Consider the following 25,720-nt stretch of genomic DNA (forward strand, 5'->3'; position numbering starts at 1 on the left):
CTTTTTACCTCCATTGCATAAAAAATAGTGGACAGCGCAAACCATCCACTATTATATATAAGTACATATTATAATCTACTTAGATATGAACCCGAGTCACTGTTCTTCGTGCTAAGGTGAGAGTGGATACTCTGCTTTCTTGTCTGTCTCTGCTAAACAGCTTCTACAGGTTAGCATATATATGTGCAAATGTCAAGAATTTTTTTACTGTATCCAGCAACTTTTTAATGCTCGCTCTCTTCCGCTTCGATCGGGATAAATACCCGGTCATGGGAGATTGCGGCATCTGCATCCTCCGGCTTTGCAGAACGCTTACGGGCTTCTTCTGCGAAATACATCTGGGAATCCAGCTTTACCTTGCCGCGAAGATCCTGCTTCTCGTAACTGCCATCCGGCTGCATGATGTGAGCCTTTAAAGTATCGGCAAGCTGGATCTTTAAGATGTCCTTGATCCGTTTCTTCAGATCAGGATCTTCTACCGGGAAGGTGATCTCGACACGCTTGTCAAGGTTTCTCGGCATCCAGTCCGCACTACCCATATAGATATCTTCAAATCCATCATTATAGAAATAGAAGATTCTGGAATGTTCCAGGAAATTACCAACGATCGAACGAACCGATATGTTCTCGCTGAGTCCCGGCACACCTGCTTTGATACAGCAGATACCGCGGACGATCAGATCGATCTTAACACCGGCAGCCGATGCATCATATAAGGCTTCCATCACCTTCGGATCACAAAGAGAATTCATCTTAGCAATGATCCGTGCCTTCTTACCCTGTCTGGCATTTTCCGCTTCACGGTTAATAAGCATCAGAAATTTATCCTTTAACCAGATAGGTGCAACTGCCAGTTTGTTCCATTTTCTTGGCTCTGAATATCCGGACAGCATATTAAATACTGCCGTTGCATCTTCGCCGATCGGGTCTGAACAGGTCAGGAGTCCCATATCTGTATATAACTTTGCTGTCTGATCGTTATAATTACCGGTACCAAGATGTACATAACGCTTGATACCATCTTCTTCTCTTCTGACAACCAGTGCGATCTTGGAATGAGTCTTAAGTCCGACCAGGCCATAGATAACATGGCAACCGGCTTTCTCAAGCTTTTTCGCCCATGCAATATTGTTTTCCTCATCGAATCTTGCCTTTAACTCAACCAGAACAGTTACCTGCTTGCCATTCTCCGCAGCCTGCTCTAACGCTGCTATGATCGGTGAATTGCCGCTGACACGATATAAGGTCTGCTTGATCGCAAGTACATTTGGATCGACTGCTGCCTGACGGATAAATTCAATAACCGGCGTGAACTCATAATATGGATGGAACAACAGACGGTCATGCTTCTTGATCTTATCAAATATATTGCTGTAGTCACCATTTGAAAATGCCGGCTGTGGAACATATTTCTCATATTTCAGATGATCAAAGCCCGGCAGGCCATTTACTTTCATAAGGAAGGTAAGGTCAAGCGGTCCGTTTATCTTATATACAACACGATCAACCACATCCAGATGCTTCTTTAATTCTTTTAACAGCTTCTTATCCATCGTATCTTCTACTTCCAGACGGATAACCTCACCCCACTGGCGCTGCTTTAACTGCTTCTCGATCTCCTTTAACAGATCGGCTGTCTCTTCCTCATCAATTGAGAAATCCGCATTACGCATAATACGATATGGATGTGCACATACGATATCATAGCTTAAGAACAGCTTATCCAGATTCTTCTCGATCACTTCTTCAAGCAAGATGATCTCTGTCATGCCCTGTCGCTCAGATGGCAGAATGATCACTCTTGGAAGTACAGATGGAACCTGAACGGTCGCAATATCTGTAACGTCTTTCTTCTTATCATAGATCAGCGCACCGATATTTAAAGATTTATTTCTTACAAGAGGAAACGGTCTGGAAGAATCCACTGCCATCGGTGTTAATACCGGATAGATATCCCGCTCGAATAATTTATCTACATATCTGGACTGTTCCGGTGTCAGATCTTCATAATGTCTGATGATCTTCAGTCCATTTGCCTCTAATAACGGAACCAGAGAACGATTATAGGTCTGATACTGATTCTTCATGAATTCCTTCGTTGCAGGAATCAGCTCATCAAGCTGTTCTTCCGGTGTCATTCCGGCGATATCCTTCTTCGTATATCCCGCATTCTTCATATCCTTTAAGGATGCGATACGCACCATAAAAAACTCATCCAGATTGGATGCTGTGATGCTTAGGAACTTGATCCGTTCAAATATCGGAATATTCTTATCCTTCGCTTCACTCAGGCATCTTTTATCAAATTCCAACCAGGACAGTTCCCTGTTGTAAAATAAATTCTTATCGCTCATTTATATGCCCCTCCTTTGTTTCAATACTACTTTTACACCATAGACCTTTTCAAATAAGATATTATTCGTTTTAAACATACCTGCTTCAAGTGTAATATCCTCCAGCGTATCTGTATAGATCACCAGTGTATTATCATGTAATGAAATCCTGAGATTCGTAATCTTCTGTTTATAGCTCTTATCAAGCACATCTGCCAGTCGAAGGATAGCGGTAAGCTTAGCCACCTTCATATAATCTGCCGATCCGATCCGCCCGGATGCCCTTAATTCCGACGGAAGGTAAAATCCATTATAATAAACCGCATTTGCGATCTCCTCTCTCTCTTTATGAGAAAGTCCAAGGATTTCCGTCGCCATCACGATATGATAAGAGATCAGGGATACATCCTTCATATTTACAAATTTACCACAGTTATGCAGGATCGCCGCGATCTGTAACTGCAACCGTTCCCGTTTACCAAGTCCGTGTAATTTTCGTATGCTGTCAAATATTGCAAGTGCATTATCCGATACATTCTGGACATGCGCACGATTTACTTTATATTTCTTTGCAATCGTATTCACAGATGCAAGAATATCCTGATCAAAATTCTTGTCCATCAGGAAGGTTCCCTGCTTATCCATATAGTCGGCAATAATACCATCACAGAAGATCACGTTCGGAGTCAGGATCTCCTCTGCCCTGGAATTATCCAGAAATGACTGATAAATAATCGCCATCGGAAGCATCAGGGTGGCACGCTCATATGGAATACCATATCGTTCCGCCAGATCTTCCGGTTTTATGTCAACTACCCGTTTATAGAGAATGCGGAATTGTTCTCTCGATATACTGTTCGCAATCGAAAGCTCCGGACCAACTTTTTTCAGGTTGTTGATACCATCACCGATTGCAATAATACTCTTAATATCTTTATCATTTAAAAACAGATTTCTGAATTCTATGATCGCATTTGATGCGTACTCTTCCATCAGTGTTTCAAGATCTACCGTATCGGAACCGAACCGGGTCAGATAATCACGGATTCGGACTGCACCGATCGGAAGATTCTGTGTCTGTACCAGATTTCTTCTGTCAAAGATCGAAATCTGTAAGCTTCCGGCTCCGATATCAAGCAATGCGTTATTCTTATGAGTTGCCACATCCACATCCATCCCGGTTGCCACGAATGCTTTATAATTCATAAAACGTTGTTCTGAATTACTGAGTATCTGCACATCAAAATCCGTACACATCTTAATTCTCTCAATGATCATAGAAGCATTCTCCGCTTCTCTGACCGCACTGGATGCATATGCCCTGTAATCAGATACATCGTATTCCTTCATCTTTCTCCGGAATTTAATCAACGTGTCACACAGCTTATTCAAATTATTTTCTTCGATATATCCTTTGTTATAGGTATCACTTCCAAGCTCAATGATCGTTTTTACGGTATCAAGCTCCCTCGCACCCTTTCTTGGTGTGATCTCGCAGATCTTCATTGATATCTCATTAGAACCTACATTGATCGCGGCAAATGTCTTTCCTGCCATACTTTCATACACCTCACTTCTTTTTTACACCCCTAATATGTACCGATCAGACGAAAATCCATCGCATCTTCACAGATTCCCTGTAATGCATGTCTTGTTCTTGAATCTAATAGACTGCCTTCCATTGTAACAAAAAAGGCATATTCCCATTTTCTACCGGTAAGCGGTCTTGATTCGATGCTTGTCATATTAATTCCGTTCAGATTTATATGGCTCAATATATTGTAAAGTGTACCACTTTCATCCGGCAAGGAAAAGCGGATACTTATATTTTCAGCCTTTTCCACAAAGATTTTCTGTTTTGACAGGATTATAAAACGTGTCGTATTGTTGTCATTGTTCACAATGTCCTTTGCAAGGATCTGAAGTCCATAAAGCTCTGCTGCAAGCTCACTTGCAATCGCTGCCTGTGTCTTATCTCCTTCTTCAATAACCTTGACCGCCGCTACTGCCGTATTTGCAACACTGCACTGCTTCCACGGCTTCCGGCTCAGATAATTCGCGCACTGAAGCAAACCCTGTGTGTGTGAATATACGGTTTTGATCCGGGAAAGGTCACTGCCCGGCACACCCATTAATGCATGTGCTACATGAACCTCTTCTTCGCCGACGATGGTCACATCATTATTTCCCACCATGTCATAGATTCCATTTACAAATCCGGCTGAAGAATTCTCGATCGGAAGTACACCATAGTCTGCCTTGCCGTTCTTCACCATCTCGATCACATCTCCGAAATCCGGCACATTGATATTCTGGATCTCTTTTCCGAAGAACCTGAACATTGCCTGTTGGCTGTATGCTCCCGGAACCCCCTGATAACAGACAACAGTGTCCTTATCTACTTCTAATTTCTTCACACAGGTAAAATCCTTCATTCCATCACAAACAACCTGAGAGCTGTCATTCGTCAGTTTCTTATTCTCATTTGCCATACCTGCCAGGATCTTATCTCTTGTCTTTACAAGAGAAGCAATCTGTGCTTCTACTGTCCGTAAATCTTCCATATTATATTTATCCATTGTTTTATCTGCTCCAAATACAGGACATTCCGCCTGCAGTCTTTCTATAATATTGATATTGTCTTCAAAATTATGCAATACCATTAAATGCACATGCTCATTCATTTTTCCCGGTTTATTCTTCGTTCCGTTCCAGCTCGTCAAGCAGCTCCCGGATTGTCCTGCCATTGACCGGATGTCTCTTATAGCCTGCTATATTGGACAACGGCTCTAATACAAATTCCCGCTTGCACATCTCTATATGTGGGATATGGAGATTCTCCTCATCACAGACAAGATCATCATACAAAAGAATATCGATATCCAGTGTTCGTGGTCCCCAGTGGATAAGGCGTTCTCTTCCGGCATCCTTCTCAATCGCATTGATCAGATGTAACAGTTCATCCGGTGAATGAAGTGTCTCCACCTCGATACAGCCATTTAAGAAATTATCCTGTTCCACGCCACCATATGGCTCTGTCTCGATGAAATCGGAAACCTTTGTCACCTTGGTATATTCATCTTTATTTAATTCATCAATCGCAAAATCGAGATAGGATTCCCGGTCGCCCATATTCGAACCAAGTCCCAGATAAGCAATGTGTCTCTTTCTTCGTATCTTTACTGACACTGTCTGAAGAGGCATCAATACCGGTGCCCATGGTTTCTCAACCTCTACTTCAACCTCTGACATCGTCGGATATGACAGAAGGATATTCGCCGCTACTTCTTCTGCGACTGCTTCGATCAGCTTATACGTATGCTCTTTCATCGTCTTTTCAACCAGATTACAGATAGCTCCATAATCAATAGACAGCTTCAGATCATCCCGGATCCCTGCCGCCCTTGTCGATGTATACATATCAATATTAATTACAAATTTCTGTCCAAGCACATTTTCTTCTTTAAAAACCCCGTGATTGGCAAATATTTCCAGTCCTTTTATGCTGATTCTATCCATCCGACGCCTCCTGTCTGTTCTCCCTTTTACCAGATCAAACTTCATCTTTTTTATTTATGATTCATTGAAATTTTTCTTCTGTTCATTGAATCATTAAGTACTGCTTCATTTTCTCTTATTGACTGTATTAACTATGCATGATCGCCCATGCCATCTGAAGTGCGCGCGCATTTCCTTTTACATTATGCACACGGAAGAACCGGCACCCCTTCATAAGCCCCATGACCGATGTCGCGATCGTTCCTTCTTCCCGCTCTGTAACCGGAAGATCAAGAGTCAGACCGATCATGGATTTTCTGGATGTGCCAAGAAGAACCGGCAGCTCCCATTTGTGCAAAAGCTCCAGATGATTCATCAAAGCAAGATTCTGTTCTAAGTTCTTTGCAAATCCGATTCCCGGATCTACCATGATCTTCTCCTTCTTCACACCTGCATTCAGTGCCATCTGAACAGATTCGTCCAGATCTTTAACAACGTCGTTTAAATAATCGGTATAATCCATTACCCTTCTGTTATGCATCAGACAACATGCCACATCATGTGAAGCAACGATATCTGCCATCCTTCCATCCCATTTGAAGCCCCAGATATCATTGATCAGATCTGCACCTGCCCGGATTCCGGCTTCCGCCACGCCAGCCTTATAGGTATCCAGTGAAATTACGGTATCAAATCGTTCCCGGATCGCCTCGATCACAGGAACAACACGACCAATCTCCTCATCATCTGAAATTAATGTATAACCGGGTCTGGTCGATTCTCCGCCTACATCTATAATATCTGCGCCATCCTTTATCATCTGCTCTGTGGCATACAATGCATCATCGAACTTATTATGTGTTCCTCCATCGGAGAAAGAATCCGGTGTCACATTCAAGATTCCCATTACGTATGGTTTTTCATTCAGTTTAAATTCTTTGTTCCCTATAATCATCAGTAGACCACTCCTTTGTTCTTTTCGTCTTCCTTCCAGTAACACTCGTCATAAACCTCACAGTCAAAACAACGTCTGGAAAGCTTGTCTGCCCTATATATCACATAGGAAAGCCCCTCTGCTTCCTTCCCTGTCGTATTATGTTTGCTGATTGCTTCTAGGATCAGCTCTGTTTCCTCACCGGAAAATCCGGTTGCCAGCAAAATACTCCGGCTGTTGCGGACACTTGCCAGATGATGTTCTTCGCTGGTCTGATAGCTGACCGCCCGTCCGATATCATGTAATAATGCTGCCGCATAGATAAGCTCCGGTTCCAGTCCCAGCTTCTCCTCCAGATTCATCAGCATTCCGATCCTTGCTACATCCAGACAATGATCAATCCCATGACAGCAGAATCTCCGCTCTTTCTCCGATCTCCTGATCTGCTCCATCCAGTCTTTATATTCTTCATTCGCTAATATTGCGTTGACTCTGTCCATCGTCATTTCTTCTCTGTAGTCCTCTCCTGGTTTATCGTACTACTTATCCGCGGTATCAGCGGTCCAATAAAAGATAATGAACCAAATACCACGATCACCGGCTCTGTCAATTCTTGTGCCAGTGTTTCCGCCTGTCTCTGCGCAGCAAACACATCCTCTGCCGTATCCACCGGCTTTCCGTATGAACGATAGCATTCTGCCAGAATCTCCTTATCAAGCGCCCGTGGATTATCCGGCGTTACCGTTATGATAAAACTTGCAAATGGTGCCATGATATCCACCATTTTCTCATACTCTTTATCTGCAAGAACACCACAGATATAGATCAACGGCCGCCCTGTAAAATATGCCCGGATATTCTCTCTGAGACTTCTCCATCCGCCTTCATTATGTGCTCCATCAATATAAGTCAAAGGCACATCCTTAATCTTCTGGAATCTGCCCTCCCACAACGTCTTTTTTAATCCGTTCTTTATACTCACATTTTTTAAATCAAACTGTTTTTTTATACAATTACAGACCTCAATTGCGGTTATACTGTTATAGATCTGATAGATTCCGGGAATCCCCAGCTCATACTCCTGTCCTTTATAACAAAACCTGCTTCCATGCAGATCTTCTGCTATGACCTGCAGTTGGTCGGTATCTGCCATGATCGGTTCTATCTGCATTTTATCACATTTTTTTAGCCATATCTGTCTCATCTCATCCTGCATCGGATATGCCACACACGGAACCTGTTCCCGAAGGATCCCCATCTTCTGTTCCAGAATCTCCTGCAATGTATCACCAAGAAACTGCATATGATCTCTGCTGATGCTTGCAAGCACGGTACAAAGCGGCTGTTTCACCACATTTGTCGCATCGTTCTTTCCTCCCATTCCGGTTTCCAGTAACACGATATCGACCTTTTTCTGCACAAAATACAGAAATGCTACCGCAGTCTCAAGCTCAAATGCGGTCGGAATCGGAAGCCCGGCTTCCTCCATATCCTCGCAAACCGGGATCACAGTCTCCATGATCCGTGCAAATTCCGATTCCTTCATATAATGTCCATTTATCTGAAATCGTTCCAGATATGTAAAGATCGTTGGGGATATATAGCGTCCGGCAACATACCCTGCATCCTCCAGAATATGCCCGACAAATGCGAATATAGAACCTTTTCCGTTTGTTCCGGCTATATGAACGACAGGAACCCGATCCTGTGGATTCCCCAGTCTTAAAAGTAGTTCTTTCACTGTCTCCGTTCCGTAGACACTGCCTCTTTTTCCCGCTTCTTTCATATATAGATATGCTTCTTCGTATGTCATTCTTTAGCCTCTTTACTTGATTATGTATAGATAAAATATAATGAACTATTTCTAATGTGTTCTATGTTGGATATGCGGTGTATCATCATCAATCGGAAGGATCTCATATCCATGTTCCTCTAATTGTTCAATCAGTGACGGCAGAGATTCCACTGTTTCATGACAGCAATCCAGATCATGCATCAATATGATCGTGTCATCATAATTTAATGCATCCTTCAATATATTCTTTACAAGCTGATCCGGTGTCTGTCCGGCAATCACCGCATCATTATTCAATGCATTCCAGTCAAAATACGTCAATCCTGCCGAGTCCAGATAGTCGATCAGGTCATTCACCGGTACCTGCGTAACACGGTTTGAACTTCCACCCGGGAACCTGTAATACCGGCAGTCCACTCCTGTAACATCATACAATAATTTTCTTAATTCCTCAACATCATTCACGAAATTGTCATAGCTTGCATAGATCGTACTATATTCATGGGAATATGAATGGATCGCCAGCGTATGCCCTTCCTCCACGATCCGTTTGTACATGGGATAGTATCGTTCATTTCTTCCTATTACAAAGAACGTAGCTTTAACGTTATGCTCTTTTAAAATATCAAGGATCTCTCCGGTCTGATCGGATGGGCCGTCGTCAAAGGTCAGATATGCCCGTTTTCGCGTCACTGCCTTTGATGACATGGCAGCCACGCTGTCTGAATCCGGAAATTTATCTTTCTGATCGATAATGAATTTTCCTGTAAACAATAAAAATACGATCAGTGCAGCAACCAGAATTATATTTTGCCAATAAGCTGCAAAAAATCGGTCACACTCTTTTAACGCTTCATTGGCTTTTATGTGGGATAAAACTGTTTTTATTATTTTCCTCATTTTTATAAGATCTTCCGTTTTTTATACATCTATACTCCTAATCTGATATTTTTATTCGAATAAAAAACAGGAAATGTCAGATACTATTTTTATCAAATGGAAAAGGAGAATAAAAAATGAAAAAATCATTTCTTTTATGCGCATGTCTGGTTGTCATGGCATTTACCCTGACTGCATGCGGCGAGAAAAATAACCCTGAAACAACCGGTACAACAACCGGGAGCAGTACAGAGGACAGCAGTTCCACAGAAAATGGAAATAATTCAAACGGTACAGGTTCTGTAGGTAAGGATCTCGGTAACATGATCGATGATGCCGGAGATATTGTAGATGATGCAGCAAAGGATGTATCCGATGCTCTGACCGGAAGCTATGATACTTATGACCATGCTTATAAGTATTTTATGGATCAGATTCCCGGTGACTCTAAAAACTATGAAGTCCGTAATAACGACAAGGATCTTACTGATTATAACTCCGGCAGCATGGGCTACCACTTTGAGCTTCATGACACCAGAAAATCTGACAACTCTAAGGTTGGTGACTTCTATGTAGATTCTACCTCCGGCAAGGTCTACAAGGCAGTCTCCGGCTCCGGCGTGTCCGAATTTGACTTCTCAACCTTGAAGTAGACCACCTTTAAAAAACGGAAGACAGGGTTACCTATTATTATGCAAGACGCTTTCGCTCTACCTTCAACGCAGTGGTACGTAAGGCTGCAAAGTACGCAGCCTAAGTACCAGCGCTCAGGCAGGCTTGCTTCATAACAGTAACCCTGTCTTCCATTTTTTTTACGGTATCAAAATTCAACAATCCTATTTTTTAAATATCTGTTGTTTTTATTTATATTTTTTTCGAGAATACAATGGTGGACTTGCTTTATCAGGACGATAAAAAGTAAGACGAACGAACCGGTCGATGGTTATACTATTATGTAGCAAGCCTATCCGAATGTCGGTCCTTGATGAGCTGTATAAACAGCGAATCTAGTACCGCTACATGAGGATAGAGTGCAAACGTCTTGCGTAATAATAGGTATAACCATCGACCAGTTCGTCCGTTTTAAGATTTATCGTCCTCTTTTTTGACAATTTCATGGGTGATGGGATTTACGACTACGCCCATCTCCTCTGCCATTTTGAGGTAGACATCCATCTCATGGTCTTTTCTCTGCTGTTCGCGTTTGCGGATAGCTTTTGACCGGATGATCTCCACGATACCGAATACGATCATACAGCATCCAAAGAAGATCATCACAGGGCTTAAGGTACCTATACACCCCTTTACCAGACAGATCGTTCCGATTCCGATCATGATGATTCCCATTACCAGATTAAACATTTAACTTTCCTTTCCTGTATAAAATGCATCTTTTCCTGCTTTTTCCATCATTTTGTCATACTGATCGTACATTCTCTGCACGCTGTTTTCGAGTAAATAATAATGCCGGATATATGGGATCAGTAAGACAAACAGTGCTGCCGCTAACAGTAAGATCTGTATTTTTTCCGTCACCACAAAGGTCACACAGCAGCCTACCGTAAGGATCGCAAATAAGATTGTTACAAGAAGATGGATCAAACGCTCATGCATGAAAAATTTGATCTGCACCAGATGTCTCCGCATCTCCTCATCAAAATCAACATCATCCCTTGCAAGCAGTTTATCTACATATACCAGATATTCTTTGATTCGTTTTGCCATATTCGATCACCTAACCCATGTTTGCCTTATTCAGGAAATGATTCCATCCGGCAATTACCTTATCATAATAAAAGCTTACTATATAAGAATCTTCGTCAACATCAACGATCATCTGATAACACTTCTTATCTGCTTCCGGCTTACCACCATAGAAGATATAGTTCTCTTTGAACTTTCCAAATATCTTTTCATACTCATCTTCCGCAAGTTTCTGATCCGGAACTTCTTCTACCAGATTATCATTTGCATCATAATACTTATGACCTTCTAACAACACCGCTTCGATGACCGGATTCTTAAACCGGATCTCCATCTGATCGGCATATTTGTCTGTATAGTATTCGTTCTGAGAATTGTTATCCTTTACAACTGCACCTTCTACATAGAGTTCCAGCCATCTTGCCCGAAGCCCTTTAAGGGAAGCTGCTTCGCCATCTGTTTCCACTTCTCCAGCTCCGACAAGCTTCATTTCTTTGATCTGTGCATCCCGTAACTGAATGGTTTCTATCTCATTTGTACTCTTAAATTTCATATTTTATACACCGTCCTGAACAATTTATAACTCCTATAACTATAAACTGTTTTTCATGGCTTGTAAATGGAATTTAAGACAGAAAAATAAGAGGAACCCGTCTTACAGGCTCCTCCTGTTTATCTAATTCAGCGCATCATAGCCGCTTTCCTTCGTACGGATCTTCATGGCGGTGCGGATCTCATAACTGAAGATCTTGCCGTCTCCGACTTCTCCGGTGTATGCTGCCTTCTGGATCGCATCGATCGTCTTCTTCTCCCATTCTTCCGAAGAAACTACGATCTCAAATTTAATCTTCGGCTGCATAACGACATCAACCTCTGTACCACGTACCAGCTTCTTATATCCTCGCTGTGCACCGCATCCCATTACCTGAGATACCGTAATACCATTTACATCGATCGCATTCAGTGCTTCCTTTACATCTTCAAATACTTCTTCTCGCACGATTGCTTCTATCTTGATCATCATATTATCATACTCCTTTCCGCAACTTCTATGAATCCAGTCCGTTAAATGTCGGATATGCACTTTCTCCCTGTTCTGCGATATCCAGACCGATCTTTTCTTCCTTATCTGATACACGAAGCGGTGTGATCAGTCTTACAAGTCCAAGACAGATAAACGTTCCGACCACTGCAACTGCTATTGTCACAACGATACCGATCAACTGTGCAACAAAAAGGTGATAGTCTCCGAAGAACAGTCCATCCCATCTGGCAACGCTGTTGATCGAACTCTTACCAAATAATCCGGTCGCGATACCACCCCAGACACCACCGATACCATGACATCCAAAAGCATCGAGTGCATCATCTATTTTCAATTTCTTCTTCAATAAAGTAATCATACCACAACAGATCGGACTTACAAGTGCACCGATGATAAATGCAGACCAGACCGGAACAAAGCCTGCTCCCGGTGTGATCGCAACCAGCCCGACAACAAGACCGGTCGAAGCACCAACCAAGGTTGGCTTTTCATCTTTTATCACATCGATCAGCATCCATGACATCATGGCACTCGCACTTGCGATCGCTGAGGTTAAGAATGCATGAGCTGCAAGGCCATTTGCTCCGAGGGCACTTCCTGCATTGAAGCCGAACCATCCGAACCAGAGGATAAATGCGCCAAGAGCAACGAATGGAATGTTATGAACACGATAAGCAGTATTCTCATAACCTTTTCGTCTGCCAAGGATAATCGCAAATATCAATGCACTTACACCGGAGCTGATATGTACGACATTTCCGCCTGCAAAATCGACGGAACCGATCTCTGCAAGGAAACCGCCCTGTCCCCATACCATATGTGCCATCGGGTAGTAAACCAGAATCGACCAGAACATGATAAAGAAGAATAAAGCCTTAAACTTTACACGTCCGACTAATGATCCTGTGATCAGTGCCGGCGTGATCATTGCAAACATCATCTGAAATGCAATATATACAAAATGCGGAATATTGTCTGCATATGGTCCGGCCTCATTCATGGATATGCTATTTAATGCAAACCATCTGAGATCACCAATGATTCCTCCGTGATTTCCCCCAAAAGAAAGAGAGTAACCAAATAATATCCACATTACAACTGAAAGTCCCATAATAAAAGTACATGCCATCATCGTATTAACGACATTTTTCCTTCGCACCATTCCACCATAAAAGAAAGCAAGTCCCGGTGTCATAAAAAATACCAACGCTGTACAGATCAGCATAAAACCAGTATCACCAGTATTCATAACTATTTCCTCCATTTTTTCTGAAATTCTTTTTGAAATCTCCGGCAGGTGCGCATCCCCCGACAGGTTTCGCTTCACTCTTTTACAAAATTCCATGGTACTTTTTTTGTAAAACAGAAAAGACGCCAATCGAACGTATCTCGTTCAACTGACGTCTTTGTCTGAAGACATATTAACAGACCTGATTTATTTTTTCAAGTATTTTTTACAAACTCTTTACCATTCTTTAGCCAGGACATCATTTTACCTGTTTTTCTAAAGCAGATCGTATTTGTTTGACTTTTTTCTCATATTACGCTATGATTTTTTAGTTATGTATTCTATTACGAAATTTAACGATTTTGTCCATGTTATGCATACGCAATAAAAAATTGGAGGATATTTAAATGTTTATGACAACTAACTTTTTCATCATGCTTGCAATCGTTGTCTACCTGGCGATCATGCTTGTGATCGGCTTTGTTTACAGCAAGCGTAACAACAGTACAGAAGATTTCTATCTTGGCGGCCGTAAGATGGGACCTCTCGTAACAGCCATGAGTGCTGAAGCAAGTGATATGTCAAGCTGGCTCCTGATGGGACTTCCGGGCGTTGCATATCTGTCCGGTATCTGTGATGCCGCATGGACTGCCATCGGTCTTGCCGTTGGTACATGGTTGAACTGGTTCTTCGTGTCCAGAAAACTCAGACGTTATTCAAATAATATCGGTGCGATCACTGTGCCTGATTTCTTTGCAAAACGATTCCATGATAAGAATAATGTTATCACAGCACTTTCCGCTCTTGTTATCATTATCTTCTTCATCCCTTACACAGCATCCGGTTTTGCTGCCTGTGGTAAGCTGTTCAACAGCTTATTCGGTATCAATTATCAGGTTGCCATGATGTTGTCCGCCCTGTTGATTGTTGGTTACACTATCACCGGTGGGTTCAATGCCGTATGTGTTACAGACCTTGTTCAGAGTATCGTTATGACCGGTGCACTTGCGATCGTTCTGATCTATGGAATCACAAGCGCAGGTGGTTGGACAGCCGTTATGGACAACGCAGCCGCCCTTCCGGGTTATCTGTCTCTGACATCTACCTTTGATGTTGTCTCCGGTTCTGAAGTCAAATATAACTTTTTGACAATTTTCTCAACCGCAGCATGGGGACTCGGTTACTTTGGTATGCCTCATATCCTTGTCCGTTTCATGGCAATCGAGGATGAGAAAAAACTGGTACTTTCCCGCCGTATTGCCTCTGTATGGGTCGTGATCGCTATGACCGCAGGTGTTCTGATCGGTATTGTCGGTCTTGGTATGACCAAAGCAGGCGCACTTGAAACTCTGACCGGTTCAAACAGTGAAACTATTATCGTTCGTATCGCAGGTATCATCAGCCAGCATAATGCATTAACTGCTCTTATCGCAGGTATCATCCTTGCCGGTATCCTTGCCGCTACGATGTCTACCGCAGACAGTCAGATGCTTGCTGCTGCATCCGGTGTTTCACAGAATATAGTACATGATTTCTTAAAGATCAAGATTTCCGAGAAGACAAATCTTCTGATCGCACGTTTAACAATCGTTGGTATTGCGATCGTAAGTATCTTCCTTGCAAGAAATCCTAACTCCAGTGTATTCAAGATCGTTTCCTTCGCATGGGCAGGCTTCGGCGGTGCATTTGGTGCTGTTGTGCTTTGTTCTTTATTCTGGAAACGTTGTAATCTTGCAGGTGCGATCGCCGGTATCATATCCGGTGGTGCTACCGTATTTATCTGGAAGTATCTGATTCGTCCACTTGGAGGAATTCTTGATATCTACGAACTGCTTCCTGCATTTATCGTATCCCTGATCTTCATCATTGTGGTCAGCCTGCTTACAAAGGCTCCTGATGAAGAAATCGTCCGGGAGTTTGAAGCAGCCAGCCAAAAGGCGTAGGCAAATCTCCCCCCTTACGAAAAAGGAAGCCGCTATACATATTATTGCGCAAGTCGTTTGCACTCTATTTCAACGCAACGGTGCTAAGCTCCTCGCCTATAAGGTGACTCACTAAGTACCGGCGTTGAAAAAGGCTTGCTTCATAATAGTATAGCGGTTTCCTTTTTCTTATGTATATTTTGAAATAACTTACATTTTCAAAATTACGGCTCTGTTATAGTTCACTATTATGAAGCAAGCCTGCCCGAATGTCGGTACTTAGTGAACTGCTGTAAGCAGTGAGCTTAGAACCGCTACATGAGGGTAGAGCGAGAGCGTCTTGCGCAATAATATGTGAACTATAACAGAGCCGTAATTGGATAAAGAAAATAAAGTTGATTTTATCTGCTTTTGTTATATAATCAGTGGAAATAACTATTTTCGACAGGATGATTTTTATATGACTGATTATATTACAACTTATACCGGGGATCATTTTGATCCGACTCTGCCGGAGGCAGAACATCTTCATATCGAGGACATCGCACACGCATTATCACTAATTTGTCGTGGAAACGGTCATGTAAAGACCTTCTTTTCCGTCGGCAGTCATTGTATCAACTGTGCAAAGGAAGCGGCTGCCCGTGGGTATTCCGACCGACTGGTGCTTGCCTGTCTGCTTCACGATGCAAGTGAAGCCTACCTGTCAGATGTTCCAAGACCTTTTAAGAAGCATCTTCCTGCATATAAAGATCTGGAACAGAATCTGTTAAATGTGATCTATACAAAATATCTAGGTTCTCCTCTGACAGAGGAAGAAGAACGCAGGATCAAATGCATCGACGACGACATGCTCTATTTCGATCTTCTCACTTTGCTAAATGAGCCATCGAACAGACCGGAGCCTGAGCTTCACATCAACCTTTCTTATGAGGTTCGTCCGTTTGAGAATGTCGAACAGGAATATCTTCAGTTGTTTCATATACTGTATAAATAGTATTTATTTTTCCTCTTTCGGCAAAATGATATTTAAAAGGATTGCTACCATTGCTGCCGGTACAATTCCCGATCCGCCAAACACCAACTGTACCACCTCCGGTGTATGTACCAGAATTCCGGGATTAGCTCCCATTCCATATCCAACGCCCAGTGCTACTGATACAATGGAAAGATTTCTGGCATTCAACGGATTCTTCGTGATCAACTGAATACCACTGATTACAATTGACGAAAACATCATGACTGCTGCGCCACCTAATACAGACTGTGGCATGATTGATACCAACGCAGCAAGCTTTGGACATAAGCCGCAAAGGACAAGGAAAATGGCTCCGGTTGCAAGAGCGAACCGGTTTACAACCTTTGTCATGGCTACCAATCCAACGTTCTGACTGAATGATGTATTTGGCAGGACACCAAATATCGCTGCAAATGAAGAACCCAGTCCGTCACACATAACACCGCCTGCAAGTTCTTTATCTGTTGCTTCTCTGTCCAATCCGCCTTCCATAACACCTGAAATATCTCCAACCGTCTCAACTGCAGTTACAATGAACATAATAAGAACCGGAAGAATCGCACGCAGATCGAAAACAGGTTTTACAGGCAAAAGCTTCGGAACCGCAAACCAGGAGGCTTCCGCAACTTTATCCCAGTTCAACACCCATGCCTTTGTATATTCTACACCATCTGCCGTCACTCCGGTTTTCGGCAAAACAAAGCCCATGATCATTGCTGCAATGTATCCGAAAATAATGCCAAATAAAATAGATGAAGAACTCAAAAAGCCTTTTGTCGCATGTTTGAAAAACAAGATCGCAATAAGTACAAACAACGCAAGTAACAGATTCTCAATGGAGCCAAAATCTTCTGCTTTATTTCCTCCACCAAAAGAATTGATACCTACCGAAATCAGACTTAATCCGATCGACATTACCACGGTACCGGTTACGACCGATGGAAAGAACTTACGAAGGGGCTTTAAGAAAAAGCCAAGCACTGTTTCAAAAAGACCACCTATAATAGATGCTCCCATGATCGCGCCATATGCCAGTATACCACCACCCATGGTTGCTGCTACACTGTTAAAGACACCTATAAATCCGGAAGATGTTCCCATTATGATCGGTACCCGGCCCCCTACCGGACCAATTCCGAACAACTGTACCAATGTCACAATTCCTGCGATCAGCATCGCATTCTGAAGCAAAGAAAGCTGTAGATCTGCGAACTCACCGCCTGCCAGGCCACATGCTCCTGTGATGATCAGAAGTGGAGTCAGGTTTCCTACAAACATTGCCAAAACATGCTGTAATCCTAACGGAATCGCCTGCGAAAGCGGCATCTTTCCATCCATCTGAAATGCTGTCTCAGACAGCTTAAATATTTTTTTCATTTGTGAATTCTCCTCATCTTTATTCTTTTTCATCCAACATGGACATCAGTATCTTTTCCGGAGTGATCGGAAGTTCTCTGTGCCATACGCCTGTTGCACGATAGATTGCATGTGCAATTGCAGGTGCAGGTGTATTGATCACTATCTCTCCTATAGACTTGGCTCCAAATGGGCCTGTCGGTTCATAACTGTGTTCAAATTCTACCTGAAGATGTCCCATATCAAGGCGGGTTGGAATCTTATACTGCATGAAACTGGATTCAATCGGACATCCTCTTTCATTGTAGGTGACATTCTCAAACAGTGTATGCCCGATTCCCTGTACGATGCCGCCTTCTGCCTGAATACGCGCCAACGCCGGATTGATAGGAATTCCACAGTCAACAACAGCTACATAATCCAGGATCTTTACCTCTCCTGTATATCGGTCTAACTCAATCTCAACCATACCGACCATATAAGGTGGAGGCGATACAGGTGAAGAATGGGAAACCGTTGCTACTGCTGCGATATCATTTGCAATCTGGTCTTTTACACTAATCTCGGCAAGTGACACACTTTGATCTGTATTGACCCGACATGCCCTTCCATTTTCAAAGATCATTTCCTCCGGACTGCAGGAAAGCATACCGGCTGCTATCGCACAAAGCTTTTTTTTCAGTTTCTCACAGGCAAGTTCTACGGCCTTACCCGTAACATATGTTGTAGATGATGCGTACGAACCGGAATCATATGGTGATGCATCCGTATCTGCCCCAAATACAGCTACATCATCCACGGAACAATCCATACATTCTGCCACCATCTGAGCTAGGATCGTGTCACATCCGGTTCCCATATCTGCCGCACCGATGATCAGATTAAATGTTCCGTCATCGGCCAGCTTTACCGTTGCCGATCCGACATCCAGATTGGAGATACAGGAGCCTTGCATCGCCATAGCTACTCCGGCTGTTCTTACCTTCCCATCTACTGTCTCACGAACAGGATATTTCTCGTCCCAATGAAATAATTCTTTGCATTTTGCCATACATTTATCAAGTGCACAGGCATTTGCTGTCTCTCCATAATATGCCGGCATCTTCATTCCTTCACGGATCATGTTGTTTTCACGGATTACAGTCGGATCAATTCCAAGTCTTTCTGCAAGTTCATTTACAGCACTTTCCAGTGCAAATATACCCTGTGTCGCACCATATCCCCTGTAAGCACCGGCTGCCATCGTATTGGTATATACTACATCATAATTAAACCGATATGCTTCAAGTCCACCTGTATAAAGGGGAATCGATTTATGTCCGCTCAGACCAACTGTTGTAGGTCCGTGTTCTCCATATGCTCCTGTATTTGAAAGTGTATACAGATCCAGTCCGCGGATATGTCCGTCCCGGTCTGCTCCCAGGCGTACACGAACTTCCATCTCATGCCGCGGAGAACCGGCAATCTGACTCTCTTCTCTTGTGAATATAAGTTTGGCGGGTTGTCCGGTCTTCAGTGTGACAAACGCCGGATATACTTCACTGACTGCTGTCTGTTTTGCTCCAAAACCCCCACCGATTCTTGGTTTCTCAACACGTATCCTGCTCTTTGGAATGCCCAGTGCTCTGGAAAGGATACGACGCACATGAAATACAATCTGTGTAGATGAGATCACATGAAGCCTTCCATATCGGTCAAAACAGGTATAGGTGCGGAAGGTTTCCATCATTGCCTGGTTAAACGCCCGCATATGATATGTGTGTTCGAACACCTCATCACAATCCGCTATTACAGCATCCACATCACCATCTCCGTTTTTTTCACTTGCAACCAGATTCCGTCCGGGATCTCCTCCAACTTCCATAGGTGGAAACCAGTCCTCCTCCGGGTGTACAAGGACAGCACTATCCTTTGCCTGATGAAAATCAAGAACCGGTTCGAGGATATCATATTTCACTTTTATCAGCTTCATTGCTTTTAAAGCAGCTTTCTCATCCGTAGCCGCAATAATAGCAACAACATCCCCTACAAAACGTACATGCCGGTCTATGATCAGCCGATCATAGGGAGATGGTTCTGGATATGTCTGTCCTGCAATCGCAAACCTCTGCTTTGGAACATCCTTCCATGTATAAACATCTACAACCCCCGGAACTTTTTTTGCTATTGCTACGTTGATATCTTCTACAATAGCATTGGCATATGGGCTTCTTAAAAGCTTTACCGTCAAAGCATCTGATGATGTAATATCATCAACATAAACCGGTTTTCCCAAAAGGAGCTGCATTGCATCTTTTTTACGAACCGAATGATTGACTGAATTATACTTCTTTTCTTCCATGAATGCCCTCCTTTGATCTCTTATGTTCCAGATAATTTCGAATTCCCCGCAACTGGCCTTCATATCCGGAACATCTGCAAAGATTTCCTGCCAGATAAGCACGGATCTCATCATCTGTAGGATCCGGATTCTCTCGCAATAATGCAATCGTGTTCATGACAAATCCGGGATTGCAAAATCCGCACTGATCAGCTCCCTGATCTGCAATAAATCCGACAAATTCAGAAGCTTCCTCCTGAAGTCCCTCTAATGTCTGTACCTCATGACCATCTGCCCTTGCCGCAGGCACGGAGCAGGAAAGCACAGGAATGCCGTCCAAAAAGACTGTACATAATCCGCAATTTGCAGTTTCACAGCCTCGCTTTACACTGTAGCAGCCATGCTTTCTCAAAAAATCGATCAGAAGCAGATCCGGTTCAATAGAATCCACCAGTTTTTTTCCATTTACAATTACTGTTATCTCCATTTCTGCTCCTCTCTCAATTTATTTAATAATCGCTGACTTAATACACGAACCAATCTGGAACGATACTTTGCTCCGGCTCGATGATTACTTCCTGTCGGAATATGTTTCTCTGCCCACATAGCAAAGTTCTCTATAGAGTCTTCTGTCAGTCCCTCTGACAGAAGTCCTTCTTCATCCAGAAGAAGCATCGCTCGTCCCGGTCTTGCTCCCACTGATAAACGATATTCCCCACCTACAACAGAAGCCGCACATGCGATCACCGGAAAATCAGTACTTTGATTTCTTACAGATGCATAAGAGAAGCATCCGGACGTCTTCTTTATGATCAGGCGAACCAGAATATCCTGATCCGGCTTCTGCCCCGCAAATTCTCTAAGTGGTATTCTCCCACCCTGATATAATTCCACATATGTATCCATGGCAAGAAATACCGTCAGCACATCAGAGAAACCAAAACGTCCCCAGATACTTCCACCTATCGTTGCCAAATTACGAAACTGTACACCGACAATATCTTTTACAGCGTCTCTGACAGAATTTTGTGTATAATTATTTAAGCCTCTATGCAATTCAAGCTGTCGTAGAGATACCATCGAACCGATAATGATCTCATTCTCTGTCTCCTCGATCTGATCCAGTTTCAAATCACACAGATCAATTGCTGTCAATATCGTCCGGTTCTGCATCTTTGTCCATAACATTCCACCGATTATACAGCTACCTTTTTTTTGATTTAACTGATAAGCCTCTTCCAGACTTTTAACACGTATATAATTCTGAATTGTTACCATAAAAAGCTCCTTTAAATGTTGCATTAGCCGCACTATATCAAGATATATTATAGTAAAAATACTTGTTTTTGAAAAGATGCTTTGCTACAATACCGTTGTATTATTTAAAATATAACGAAAAGGAGTTATTATGAAAAAAACATTAAAAAAATGCTTATCCTTATTTTTAATCTGTTCCCTGCTTTTATCTCTGGCAGGCTGTAATACTTCATCAAAGCCTGCAGGCACGGGGACAACCGCTTCATCAGAAGCGACCTCAGAATTATCATCAGAAACTTCTTCAGATGATGTGTCTACAGAAGCTGACGAAAAAGAAACCTCTTATCCGGTCACAGTTACGGATCAGGCAGACCGCACCGTTACCATTGAAAAAGAGCCAGCTAAGATTGTAAGCGGATACTACATTCCTTCCAGTCTTCTGATCGCACTTGGATTATCGGGCAAGGTGGTAGGTATTGAGGCAAAGGCAGACAAAAGACCGATCTACAAACTGGCTGCCCCGGAGCTTCAGGAACTTCCAAACGTCGGAACAGCAAAGGAATTCGATCTGGAAACCTGTGCTTCTCTTTCACCGGATCTTGTGATTTTGCCGTTAAAGCTAAAGGATGCCGCAAAGAGTCTGACAGAGCTTGGTATTCCTGTGCTACTGGTAAATCCAGAAAGTCCGGATCAGTTATCCGAAATGATCAGTCTTATTGCCACAGCTACAAATACCCAGGATAAAGCAGACCAACTGCTTGACTTCATTAATCAGGAAAAAGAAATGCTTACTACTTCTCTTGCAACCGCAGACGACACTCCGAATATTTACCTTGCAGGTAATTCTTCTCTCCTGTCAACTGCCGGTCCAGCTATGTACCAATCAGGTATTATCGAACTTGCAGGCGGTAAAAATGTAGCATCTGATATCTCTGATACCTATTGGGCCGAGATTAGCTATGAACAGCTTCTCTCCTGGGATCCTGATTATATTATTCTTGCTTCCGATGCAGAATATACAGTAGATGATGTATTAAGCGATCCGAACCTGAAAGACTGCACAGCAGTAAAAAATAACCACGTTTATGCTATTCCGGGGGATATCGAAGCACTGGACAGTCCTGTACCTGCTAGTATCCTGGCTTCCATCTGGCTTGCCGGAATCCTGCATCCTGATCAGGTTTCAACTGATACTTATACGAAAGAGATGAATTCTTTCTATGAAACATTCTATGGAATCAAAAAATAAAGCAAATTTATATCTTATTGCCGGAAGCGTAGGTCTGATTCTTCTGACAGCAGCTTCCCTGTTTATCGGAAAATACAGGATCACCCTAACCGGTCTGATAGCCGGAGACTCCATGCAATGGCGAGTATTTCTTACGCTCCGTGCCAGCCGCGCTGTTATCGGTGCTATCGGAGGATTTGTCCTTGGCATGGCAGGTTTTGTCTATCAGACCGTTTTTCGGAATCCTCTGGCCTCCCCTGATATCATTGGCGTATCTTCGGGAGCCAGTGCCGGTGCAGCATTTGGAATTCTGTTCTTATCCGGTTCTATGGCGATCACAGTCTCTGCTTTTGCAGGGGCTGTTTGTTCTGTTATCCTTGCACTGGTATTATCTTTCTTAACCGCAGACCGAAATGGTCACAGCATTGTACTTGCCGGAATTGCTGTTCACAGTCTCGCACAGACGGCACTGGTTTGTCTGAAATTAATCGCAGATCCGGAAAAACAACTGGCATCGATTGAATATTGGATCATGGGAAGCCTAAATGGAATCAGCATCTACTCCATAAAAGGAAATATTATCCTGTGTCTTTTCTGTTCAGTCATTCTATTCTTATTATATCGACAGATCATTCTTCTCTCTTTAGATGATAATGAGGGAAAAATGCTCGGTGTAAATGTACAGCAGATTCGTCTGATTGTTTTGTTGATTGCGACACTGGCTGTTTCCGGTGTGATCAGTATGACCGGACTGATCAGCTTCGTATCTCTTCTGGCACCACACGGAGCACGTTTATTACTAAAAAATAACCGGCTATCCACCATGCTGTTAAGCGGACTGATCGGTGGATGTCTGCTAACCATGGGAGATATATTTGCTCGTAGTATAGCATCCACAGAACTGCCTGTAAGTATCTTTACAAGTCTTTTAGGAGTCCCATTCTTAATCTATCTATGTATAAGGAGAAGTGATCGGATATGAAATTACTGACTGTAAACAATCTGTCTGCCGGATATAATGGAACAAACATTATCAAAAATATCAGTTTTTCCGTCGACTCCGGTCAGATTATTGGTATACTTGGGGCAAACGGTTGCGGAAAAACCACCTTGATCAAGTCCCTGGCAAATCTGCTTCCCCATACGGGGAACTGTCAGCTTGATACAATTACCGTAGAATCAATTTCCCCAAAGGAACTGGCAAGGCTTTGTGGATATATACCACAAAATAACAGTATCTCTTTAGATCTCACGCTTTTTGATGTAGTTATGATGGGGTTCAACCCTGAACTTAAACTGTTGCAGACTCCAACCCGGCAAATGAAGGAAACAGCTATACAGGCACTTATCGATGTTGGTCTTGGCAACCGGATGTATGATAATTTTCAAAGTCTGAGTGCCGGTCAGAAACAGTTATGTATATTAGCACGTACATTTGCAGGCAAACGAAAACTTCTTCTTTTGGATGAACCGGAAAGTGCCTTAGATTTTCGGCTACGTTATCAGGCAATGGAGCTTTTACAGGATTATATCCAACAAAATCATGCTTCTGCCCTGATCACACTACATGATTCAGCTCTGGCGCTAAATTATTGTGATTCACTTCTGATCCTGTCAGACGGCAGATTGATCGGTACGATCATTCCATCCGAAACATCAATTTCCGAGATGGAACAGCTTCTTTCCAAAATATATGGTACAATCAGTCTGTCAAAGCTTAACGATCGTCTTGGAAATAGCAGGCTTGTTATGATGAAGGAGGCTGAAACATCTTGAAAGCAATAACAAAAATTTATTTTGTAAATGATAATAACGAAAAATTTTTTGGGGCCGGGCCATGCCAACTGCTTCATATGATCGAAGAAACCGGCTCTCTCCGTTCTGCATCAATCTCTATGGGACTTGCCTATACAAAGGCACTCCGTATGATCAATAAGGCAGAAAAAGAACTAGGATTTTCTCTGACAAAACGTAGCACCGGTGGCAGATCCGGTGGTGGAAGTACTCTGACTCCAGAGGGAAAGGAATGGCTGAAAAAATATGAAACCTACCGGAATGCCTGTAACGAGGCCAACAGCAAACTCTATATGGAGATCTTTTCAGACTAGCGGAAAAAAACATCTGGTTCTGACAGGAGCATCCGGAAGTGGAAAAACAACACTTCTGGCATCTCTCTTTTCCTCCCCGATGCCCGGTGTTACCTCCTGGGTAGTACCGGAAAAAGGAGTCTACCTGAAAAACAACTGTTCAAAAGAAATAATCCAGATTGGACGTTATCATTCGGATCCAACCCATAAGAGAAATCAGATGCTTGCTATTCCCGAATGCTTTGATGAAAAAGGAACCGCATTCTTACATTCCTGTCTGCATACAACTTCCGAATGGATCACGATTGATGAAATCGGTTTTCTGGAAAGTAATTCCTGCAAATACCAGCAAGCTATACGAACCTTAATGAAGCACAAACAGCTTCTCATGGTCGTGCGAAAACAAAAGCTTCCATTCCTGGAGGAACTGCGTAACCATAAGGATGTTTTCCTTGTGGATCTCGATCAACCATATGGAAATGCAGGCTGTATCATCATGGCATCCGGTCAGGGTACCCGCTTTGGTGGAAATAAGCTGCTTGCTGATTTCAATGGACAACCATTGATCGATTTCTCTCTTAACATTATTAAGAATCTGTTTACAACATCTGTCGTGGTAACCATTCACAAGGAAATTCAGAGCCTATGTATAAAACAAAATATTCCGGTACTGCTTCATAACTTTCCGCATCGAAACGATATGATTCGCCTCGGTCTGGAAACCATTGGTGATCATATCGATCGCTGCGTCTTTCTCCCCGCCGACCAGCCTTTGCTTCAAAAAGAATCCATGATCTCGCTGCTTCTTTGTGCGGAAAATGACAGAAACTCAATCTGGCGAACCTGTTATGGAGATATAGTCGGTTCTCCTGTTATCTTCCCGGCTGAATTTTTTGAGGAACTTCAGAATCTTCCTTTAAGAAAAGGCGGCAGTCTGATAATAAATAATCATCCTGATCGTATCCGTACCATTTCTGTTTCAGATATAAACGAACTAAGAGATATTGATACACCTGATGATTTATCCCAATTACTCCATGGGAACCTTTAATCATTCTTGACATTTTATTTTATCGTTCTATAATTCATCATGTCATAAAAAAAGAAATGAGGACG

General features: G+C 42.7%; 25 protein-coding genes and 1 other annotated feature. Of the genes, 8 read left to right on the forward strand and 17 right to left on the reverse strand.

The features are described from left to right. Nucleotides 1–13: 13 nt before the first annotated feature. Nucleotides 14–143, reverse strand: a sequence feature (ribosomal protein L20 leader region). Between the two features lie 81 nt (nt 144–224). The 8 genes from LK416_06290 to LK416_06325 all read right to left on the reverse strand — a co-directional run bounded on the left by LK416_06290 (nt 225) and on the right by LK416_06325 (nt 9,460). Further along, on the reverse strand, nt 225–2,354 hold the full coding sequence (locus LK416_06290) for an RNA degradosome polyphosphate kinase (GenBank protein ID UEA75781.1): 2,130 nt from the start codon (nt 2,352–2,354) through the stop codon (nt 225–227). After that, complete coding sequence (locus LK416_06295) at nt 2,355–3,890, reverse strand: HD domain-containing protein (GenBank protein ID UEA75782.1); 1,536 nt, start codon at nt 3,888–3,890, stop codon at nt 2,355–2,357. It abuts the gene before it with no gap. Between the two features lie 32 nt (nt 3,891–3,922). Next, the gene (locus LK416_06300; GenBank protein UEA75783.1) at nt 3,923–5,080 is read right to left on the reverse strand and encodes a prephenate dehydratase; all 1,158 of its coding nucleotides are present in this window, start codon (nt 5,078–5,080) and stop codon (nt 3,923–3,925) included. Beyond that, nucleotides 5,028–5,852 carry a 2-amino-4-hydroxy-6-hydroxymethyldihydropteridine diphosphokinase gene (gene folK, locus LK416_06305; protein UEA75784.1) on the reverse strand — a complete coding sequence of 275 codons (825 nt, stop codon included), beginning with the start codon at nt 5,850–5,852 and terminating at the stop codon, nt 5,028–5,030. Before folK ends, LK416_06300 begins: the two co-directional genes overlap by 53 nt. Nucleotides 5,853–5,979: 127 nt before the next feature. After that, nucleotides 5,980–6,786 carry a dihydropteroate synthase gene (folP, locus tag LK416_06310; GenBank protein ID UEA75785.1) on the reverse strand — a complete coding sequence of 269 codons (807 nt, stop codon included), beginning with the start codon at nt 6,784–6,786 and terminating at the stop codon, nt 5,980–5,982. Then, on the reverse strand, nt 6,786–7,265 hold the full coding sequence (locus LK416_06315; protein ID UEA75786.1) for an HD domain-containing protein: 480 nt from the start codon (nt 7,263–7,265) through the stop codon (nt 6,786–6,788). Before LK416_06315 ends, folP begins: the two co-directional genes overlap by 1 nt. 2 nt (nt 7,266–7,267) lie before the next feature. Beyond that, a complete protein-coding gene (locus tag LK416_06320) occupies nt 7,268–8,578 on the reverse strand; it encodes a bifunctional folylpolyglutamate synthase/dihydrofolate synthase (GenBank protein ID UEA75787.1) in 1,311 nt (436 codons plus the stop codon). A gap of 51 nt (nt 8,579–8,629) precedes the next feature. After that, the gene (locus LK416_06325; protein ID UEA75788.1) at nt 8,630–9,460 is read right to left on the reverse strand and encodes a polysaccharide deacetylase family protein; all 831 of its coding nucleotides are present in this window, start codon (nt 9,458–9,460) and stop codon (nt 8,630–8,632) included. 116 nt (nt 9,461–9,576) lie between these two features. On the opposite strand from LK416_06325, the gene LK416_06330 reads away from it, so the two are divergent. Beyond that, nucleotides 9,577–10,092 (forward strand): ubiquinone biosynthesis protein, encoded by a 516-nt coding sequence (locus LK416_06330; GenBank protein UEA75789.1) that lies wholly within the window; start codon nt 9,577–9,579, stop codon nt 10,090–10,092. 430 nt (nt 10,093–10,522) lie between these two features. On the opposite strand, the gene LK416_06335 is transcribed toward LK416_06330, so the two are convergent. The 5 genes from LK416_06335 to LK416_06355 form a co-directional block, all read right to left on the reverse strand. Further along, the gene (locus tag LK416_06335) at nt 10,523–10,801 is read right to left on the reverse strand and encodes a DUF308 domain-containing protein (GenBank protein ID UEA75790.1); all 279 of its coding nucleotides are present in this window, start codon (nt 10,799–10,801) and stop codon (nt 10,523–10,525) included. Next, a complete protein-coding gene (locus tag LK416_06340; protein UEA75791.1) occupies nt 10,802–11,164 on the reverse strand; it encodes a hypothetical protein in 363 nt (120 codons plus the stop codon). A gap of 10 nt (nt 11,165–11,174) precedes the next feature. Then, entirely contained in the window at nt 11,175–11,696 is a 522-nt protein-coding gene (locus LK416_06345; protein UEA75792.1) for a hypothetical protein, read from the reverse strand. Nucleotides 11,697–11,819: 123 nt separating this feature from the next. Then, on the reverse strand, nt 11,820–12,167 hold the full coding sequence (locus tag LK416_06350; protein UEA75793.1) for a P-II family nitrogen regulator: 348 nt from the start codon (nt 12,165–12,167) through the stop codon (nt 11,820–11,822). A gap of 25 nt (nt 12,168–12,192) precedes the next feature. After that, complete coding sequence (locus tag LK416_06355; protein UEA75794.1) at nt 12,193–13,437, reverse strand: ammonium transporter; 1,245 nt, start codon at nt 13,435–13,437, stop codon at nt 12,193–12,195. Nucleotides 13,438–13,823: 386 nt separating this feature from the next. On the opposite strand from LK416_06355, the gene LK416_06360 reads away from it, so the two are divergent. Then, nucleotides 13,824–15,359, forward strand: a complete 1,536-nt coding sequence (locus LK416_06360; GenBank protein UEA75795.1) for a sodium/proline symporter — start codon at nt 13,824–13,826, stop codon at nt 15,357–15,359. Nucleotides 15,360–15,798: 439 nt separating this feature from the next. After that, nucleotides 15,799–16,335: an HD domain-containing protein gene (locus LK416_06365; GenBank protein ID UEA75796.1), complete on the forward strand. Its 537-nt coding sequence runs from the start codon at nt 15,799–15,801 to the stop codon at nt 16,333–16,335. Between the two features lie 3 nt (nt 16,336–16,338). Here LK416_06365 and LK416_06370 read toward each other — a convergent pair whose 3' ends face one another. The 4 genes from LK416_06370 to LK416_06385 are packed head-to-tail and all read right to left on the reverse strand — an operon-like array spanning nt 16,339 to nt 21,310. After that, on the reverse strand, nt 16,339–17,733 hold the full coding sequence (locus tag LK416_06370; protein ID UEA75797.1) for a purine permease: 1,395 nt from the start codon (nt 17,731–17,733) through the stop codon (nt 16,339–16,341). 19 nt (nt 17,734–17,752) lie between these two features. Continuing rightward, nucleotides 17,753–20,053, reverse strand: a complete 2,301-nt coding sequence (locus tag LK416_06375; protein ID UEA75798.1) for a molybdopterin-dependent oxidoreductase — start codon at nt 20,051–20,053, stop codon at nt 17,753–17,755. Then, complete coding sequence (locus LK416_06380; protein UEA75799.1) at nt 20,034–20,519, reverse strand: (2Fe-2S)-binding protein; 486 nt, start codon at nt 20,517–20,519, stop codon at nt 20,034–20,036. Before LK416_06380 ends, LK416_06375 begins: the two co-directional genes overlap by 20 nt. Further along, on the reverse strand, nt 20,510–21,310 hold the full coding sequence (locus LK416_06385; GenBank protein UEA75800.1) for an FAD binding domain-containing protein: 801 nt from the start codon (nt 21,308–21,310) through the stop codon (nt 20,510–20,512). Before LK416_06385 ends, LK416_06380 begins: the two co-directional genes overlap by 10 nt. 130 nt (nt 21,311–21,440) lie before the next feature. Here LK416_06385 and LK416_06390 point away from each other — a divergent pair, with 130 nt between their 5' ends. Genes LK416_06390 through LK416_06410 form a run of 5 tightly spaced genes read left to right on the forward strand, consistent with a single transcriptional unit; the run spans nt 21,441 to nt 25,655 of the window. After that, entirely contained in the window at nt 21,441–22,538 is a 1,098-nt protein-coding gene (locus LK416_06390; protein ID UEA75801.1) for an ABC transporter substrate-binding protein, read from the forward strand. Then, nucleotides 22,522–23,499, forward strand: a complete 978-nt coding sequence (locus tag LK416_06395) for an iron ABC transporter permease (protein ID UEA75802.1) — start codon at nt 22,522–22,524, stop codon at nt 23,497–23,499. The genes LK416_06390 and LK416_06395 overlap by 17 nt, the downstream gene beginning before the upstream one ends. Beyond that, complete coding sequence (locus LK416_06400; GenBank protein UEA75803.1) at nt 23,496–24,293, forward strand: ABC transporter ATP-binding protein; 798 nt, start codon at nt 23,496–23,498, stop codon at nt 24,291–24,293. Before LK416_06395 ends, LK416_06400 begins: the two co-directional genes overlap by 4 nt. Continuing rightward, nucleotides 24,290–24,625 (forward strand): LysR family transcriptional regulator, encoded by a 336-nt coding sequence (locus LK416_06405; protein UEA75804.1) that lies wholly within the window; start codon nt 24,290–24,292, stop codon nt 24,623–24,625. Before LK416_06400 ends, LK416_06405 begins: the two co-directional genes overlap by 4 nt. Then, nucleotides 24,558–25,655: an NTP transferase domain-containing protein gene (locus tag LK416_06410; protein UEA75805.1), complete on the forward strand. Its 1,098-nt coding sequence runs from the start codon at nt 24,558–24,560 to the stop codon at nt 25,653–25,655. The genes LK416_06405 and LK416_06410 overlap by 68 nt, the downstream gene beginning before the upstream one ends. The last annotated feature ends 65 nt before the right edge of the window (nt 25,656–25,720 follow it).

Source organism: Lachnospiraceae bacterium GAM79, assembly GCA_020735665.1.
GTDB lineage: Bacteria > Bacillota > Clostridia > Lachnospirales > Lachnospiraceae > Coprococcus.

Coding starts and splice junctions, on each gene's coding strand:
- LK416_06290 (UEA75781.1), bottom strand. CDS start 2,354: ATGAGCGATAAGAATTTATTTTACAACAGGGAACTGTCCTGGTTGGAA.
- LK416_06295 (UEA75782.1), bottom strand. CDS start 3,890: ATGGCAGGAAAGACATTTGCCGCGATCAATGTAGGTTCTAATGAGATA.
- LK416_06300 (UEA75783.1), bottom strand. CDS start 5,080: ATGGCAGGACAATCCGGGAGCTGCTTGACGAGCTGGAACGGAACGAAG.
- folK (UEA75784.1), bottom strand. CDS start 5,852: ATGGATAGAATCAGCATAAAAGGACTGGAAATATTTGCCAATCACGGG.
- folP (UEA75785.1), bottom strand. CDS start 6,786: ATGATTATAGGGAACAAAGAATTTAAACTGAATGAAAAACCATACGTA.
- LK416_06315 (UEA75786.1), bottom strand. CDS start 7,265: ATGGACAGAGTCAACGCAATATTAGCGAATGAAGAATATAAAGACTGG.
- LK416_06320 (UEA75787.1), bottom strand. CDS start 8,578: ATGACATACGAAGAAGCATATCTATATATGAAAGAAGCGGGAAAAAGA.
- LK416_06325 (UEA75788.1), bottom strand. CDS start 9,460: ATGAGGAAAATAATAAAAACAGTTTTATCCCACATAAAAGCCAATGAA.
- LK416_06330 (UEA75789.1), top strand. CDS start 9,577: ATGAAAAAATCATTTCTTTTATGCGCATGTCTGGTTGTCATGGCATTT.
- LK416_06335 (UEA75790.1), bottom strand. CDS start 10,801: ATGTTTAATCTGGTAATGGGAATCATCATGATCGGAATCGGAACGATC.
- LK416_06340 (UEA75791.1), bottom strand. CDS start 11,164: ATGGCAAAACGAATCAAAGAATATCTGGTATATGTAGATAAACTGCTT.
- LK416_06345 (UEA75792.1), bottom strand. CDS start 11,696: ATGAAATTTAAGAGTACAAATGAGATAGAAACCATTCAGTTACGGGAT.
- LK416_06350 (UEA75793.1), bottom strand. CDS start 12,167: ATGATGATCAAGATAGAAGCAATCGTGCGAGAAGAAGTATTTGAAGAT.
- LK416_06355 (UEA75794.1), bottom strand. CDS start 13,437: ATGAATACTGGTGATACTGGTTTTATGCTGATCTGTACAGCGTTGGTA.
- LK416_06360 (UEA75795.1), top strand. CDS start 13,824: ATGTTTATGACAACTAACTTTTTCATCATGCTTGCAATCGTTGTCTAC.
- LK416_06365 (UEA75796.1), top strand. CDS start 15,799: ATGACTGATTATATTACAACTTATACCGGGGATCATTTTGATCCGACT.
- LK416_06370 (UEA75797.1), bottom strand. CDS start 17,733: ATGAAAAAAATATTTAAGCTGTCTGAGACAGCATTTCAGATGGATGGA.
- LK416_06375 (UEA75798.1), bottom strand. CDS start 20,053: ATGGAAGAAAAGAAGTATAATTCAGTCAATCATTCGGTTCGTAAAAAA.
- LK416_06380 (UEA75799.1), bottom strand. CDS start 20,519: ATGGAGATAACAGTAATTGTAAATGGAAAAAAACTGGTGGATTCTATT.
- LK416_06385 (UEA75800.1), bottom strand. CDS start 21,310: ATGGTAACAATTCAGAATTATATACGTGTTAAAAGTCTGGAAGAGGCT.
- LK416_06390 (UEA75801.1), top strand. CDS start 21,441: ATGAAAAAAACATTAAAAAAATGCTTATCCTTATTTTTAATCTGTTCC.
- LK416_06395 (UEA75802.1), top strand. CDS start 22,522: ATGGAATCAAAAAATAAAGCAAATTTATATCTTATTGCCGGAAGCGTA.
- LK416_06400 (UEA75803.1), top strand. CDS start 23,496: ATGAAATTACTGACTGTAAACAATCTGTCTGCCGGATATAATGGAACA.
- LK416_06410 (UEA75805.1), top strand. CDS start 24,558: ATGAAACCTACCGGAATGCCTGTAACGAGGCCAACAGCAAACTCTATA.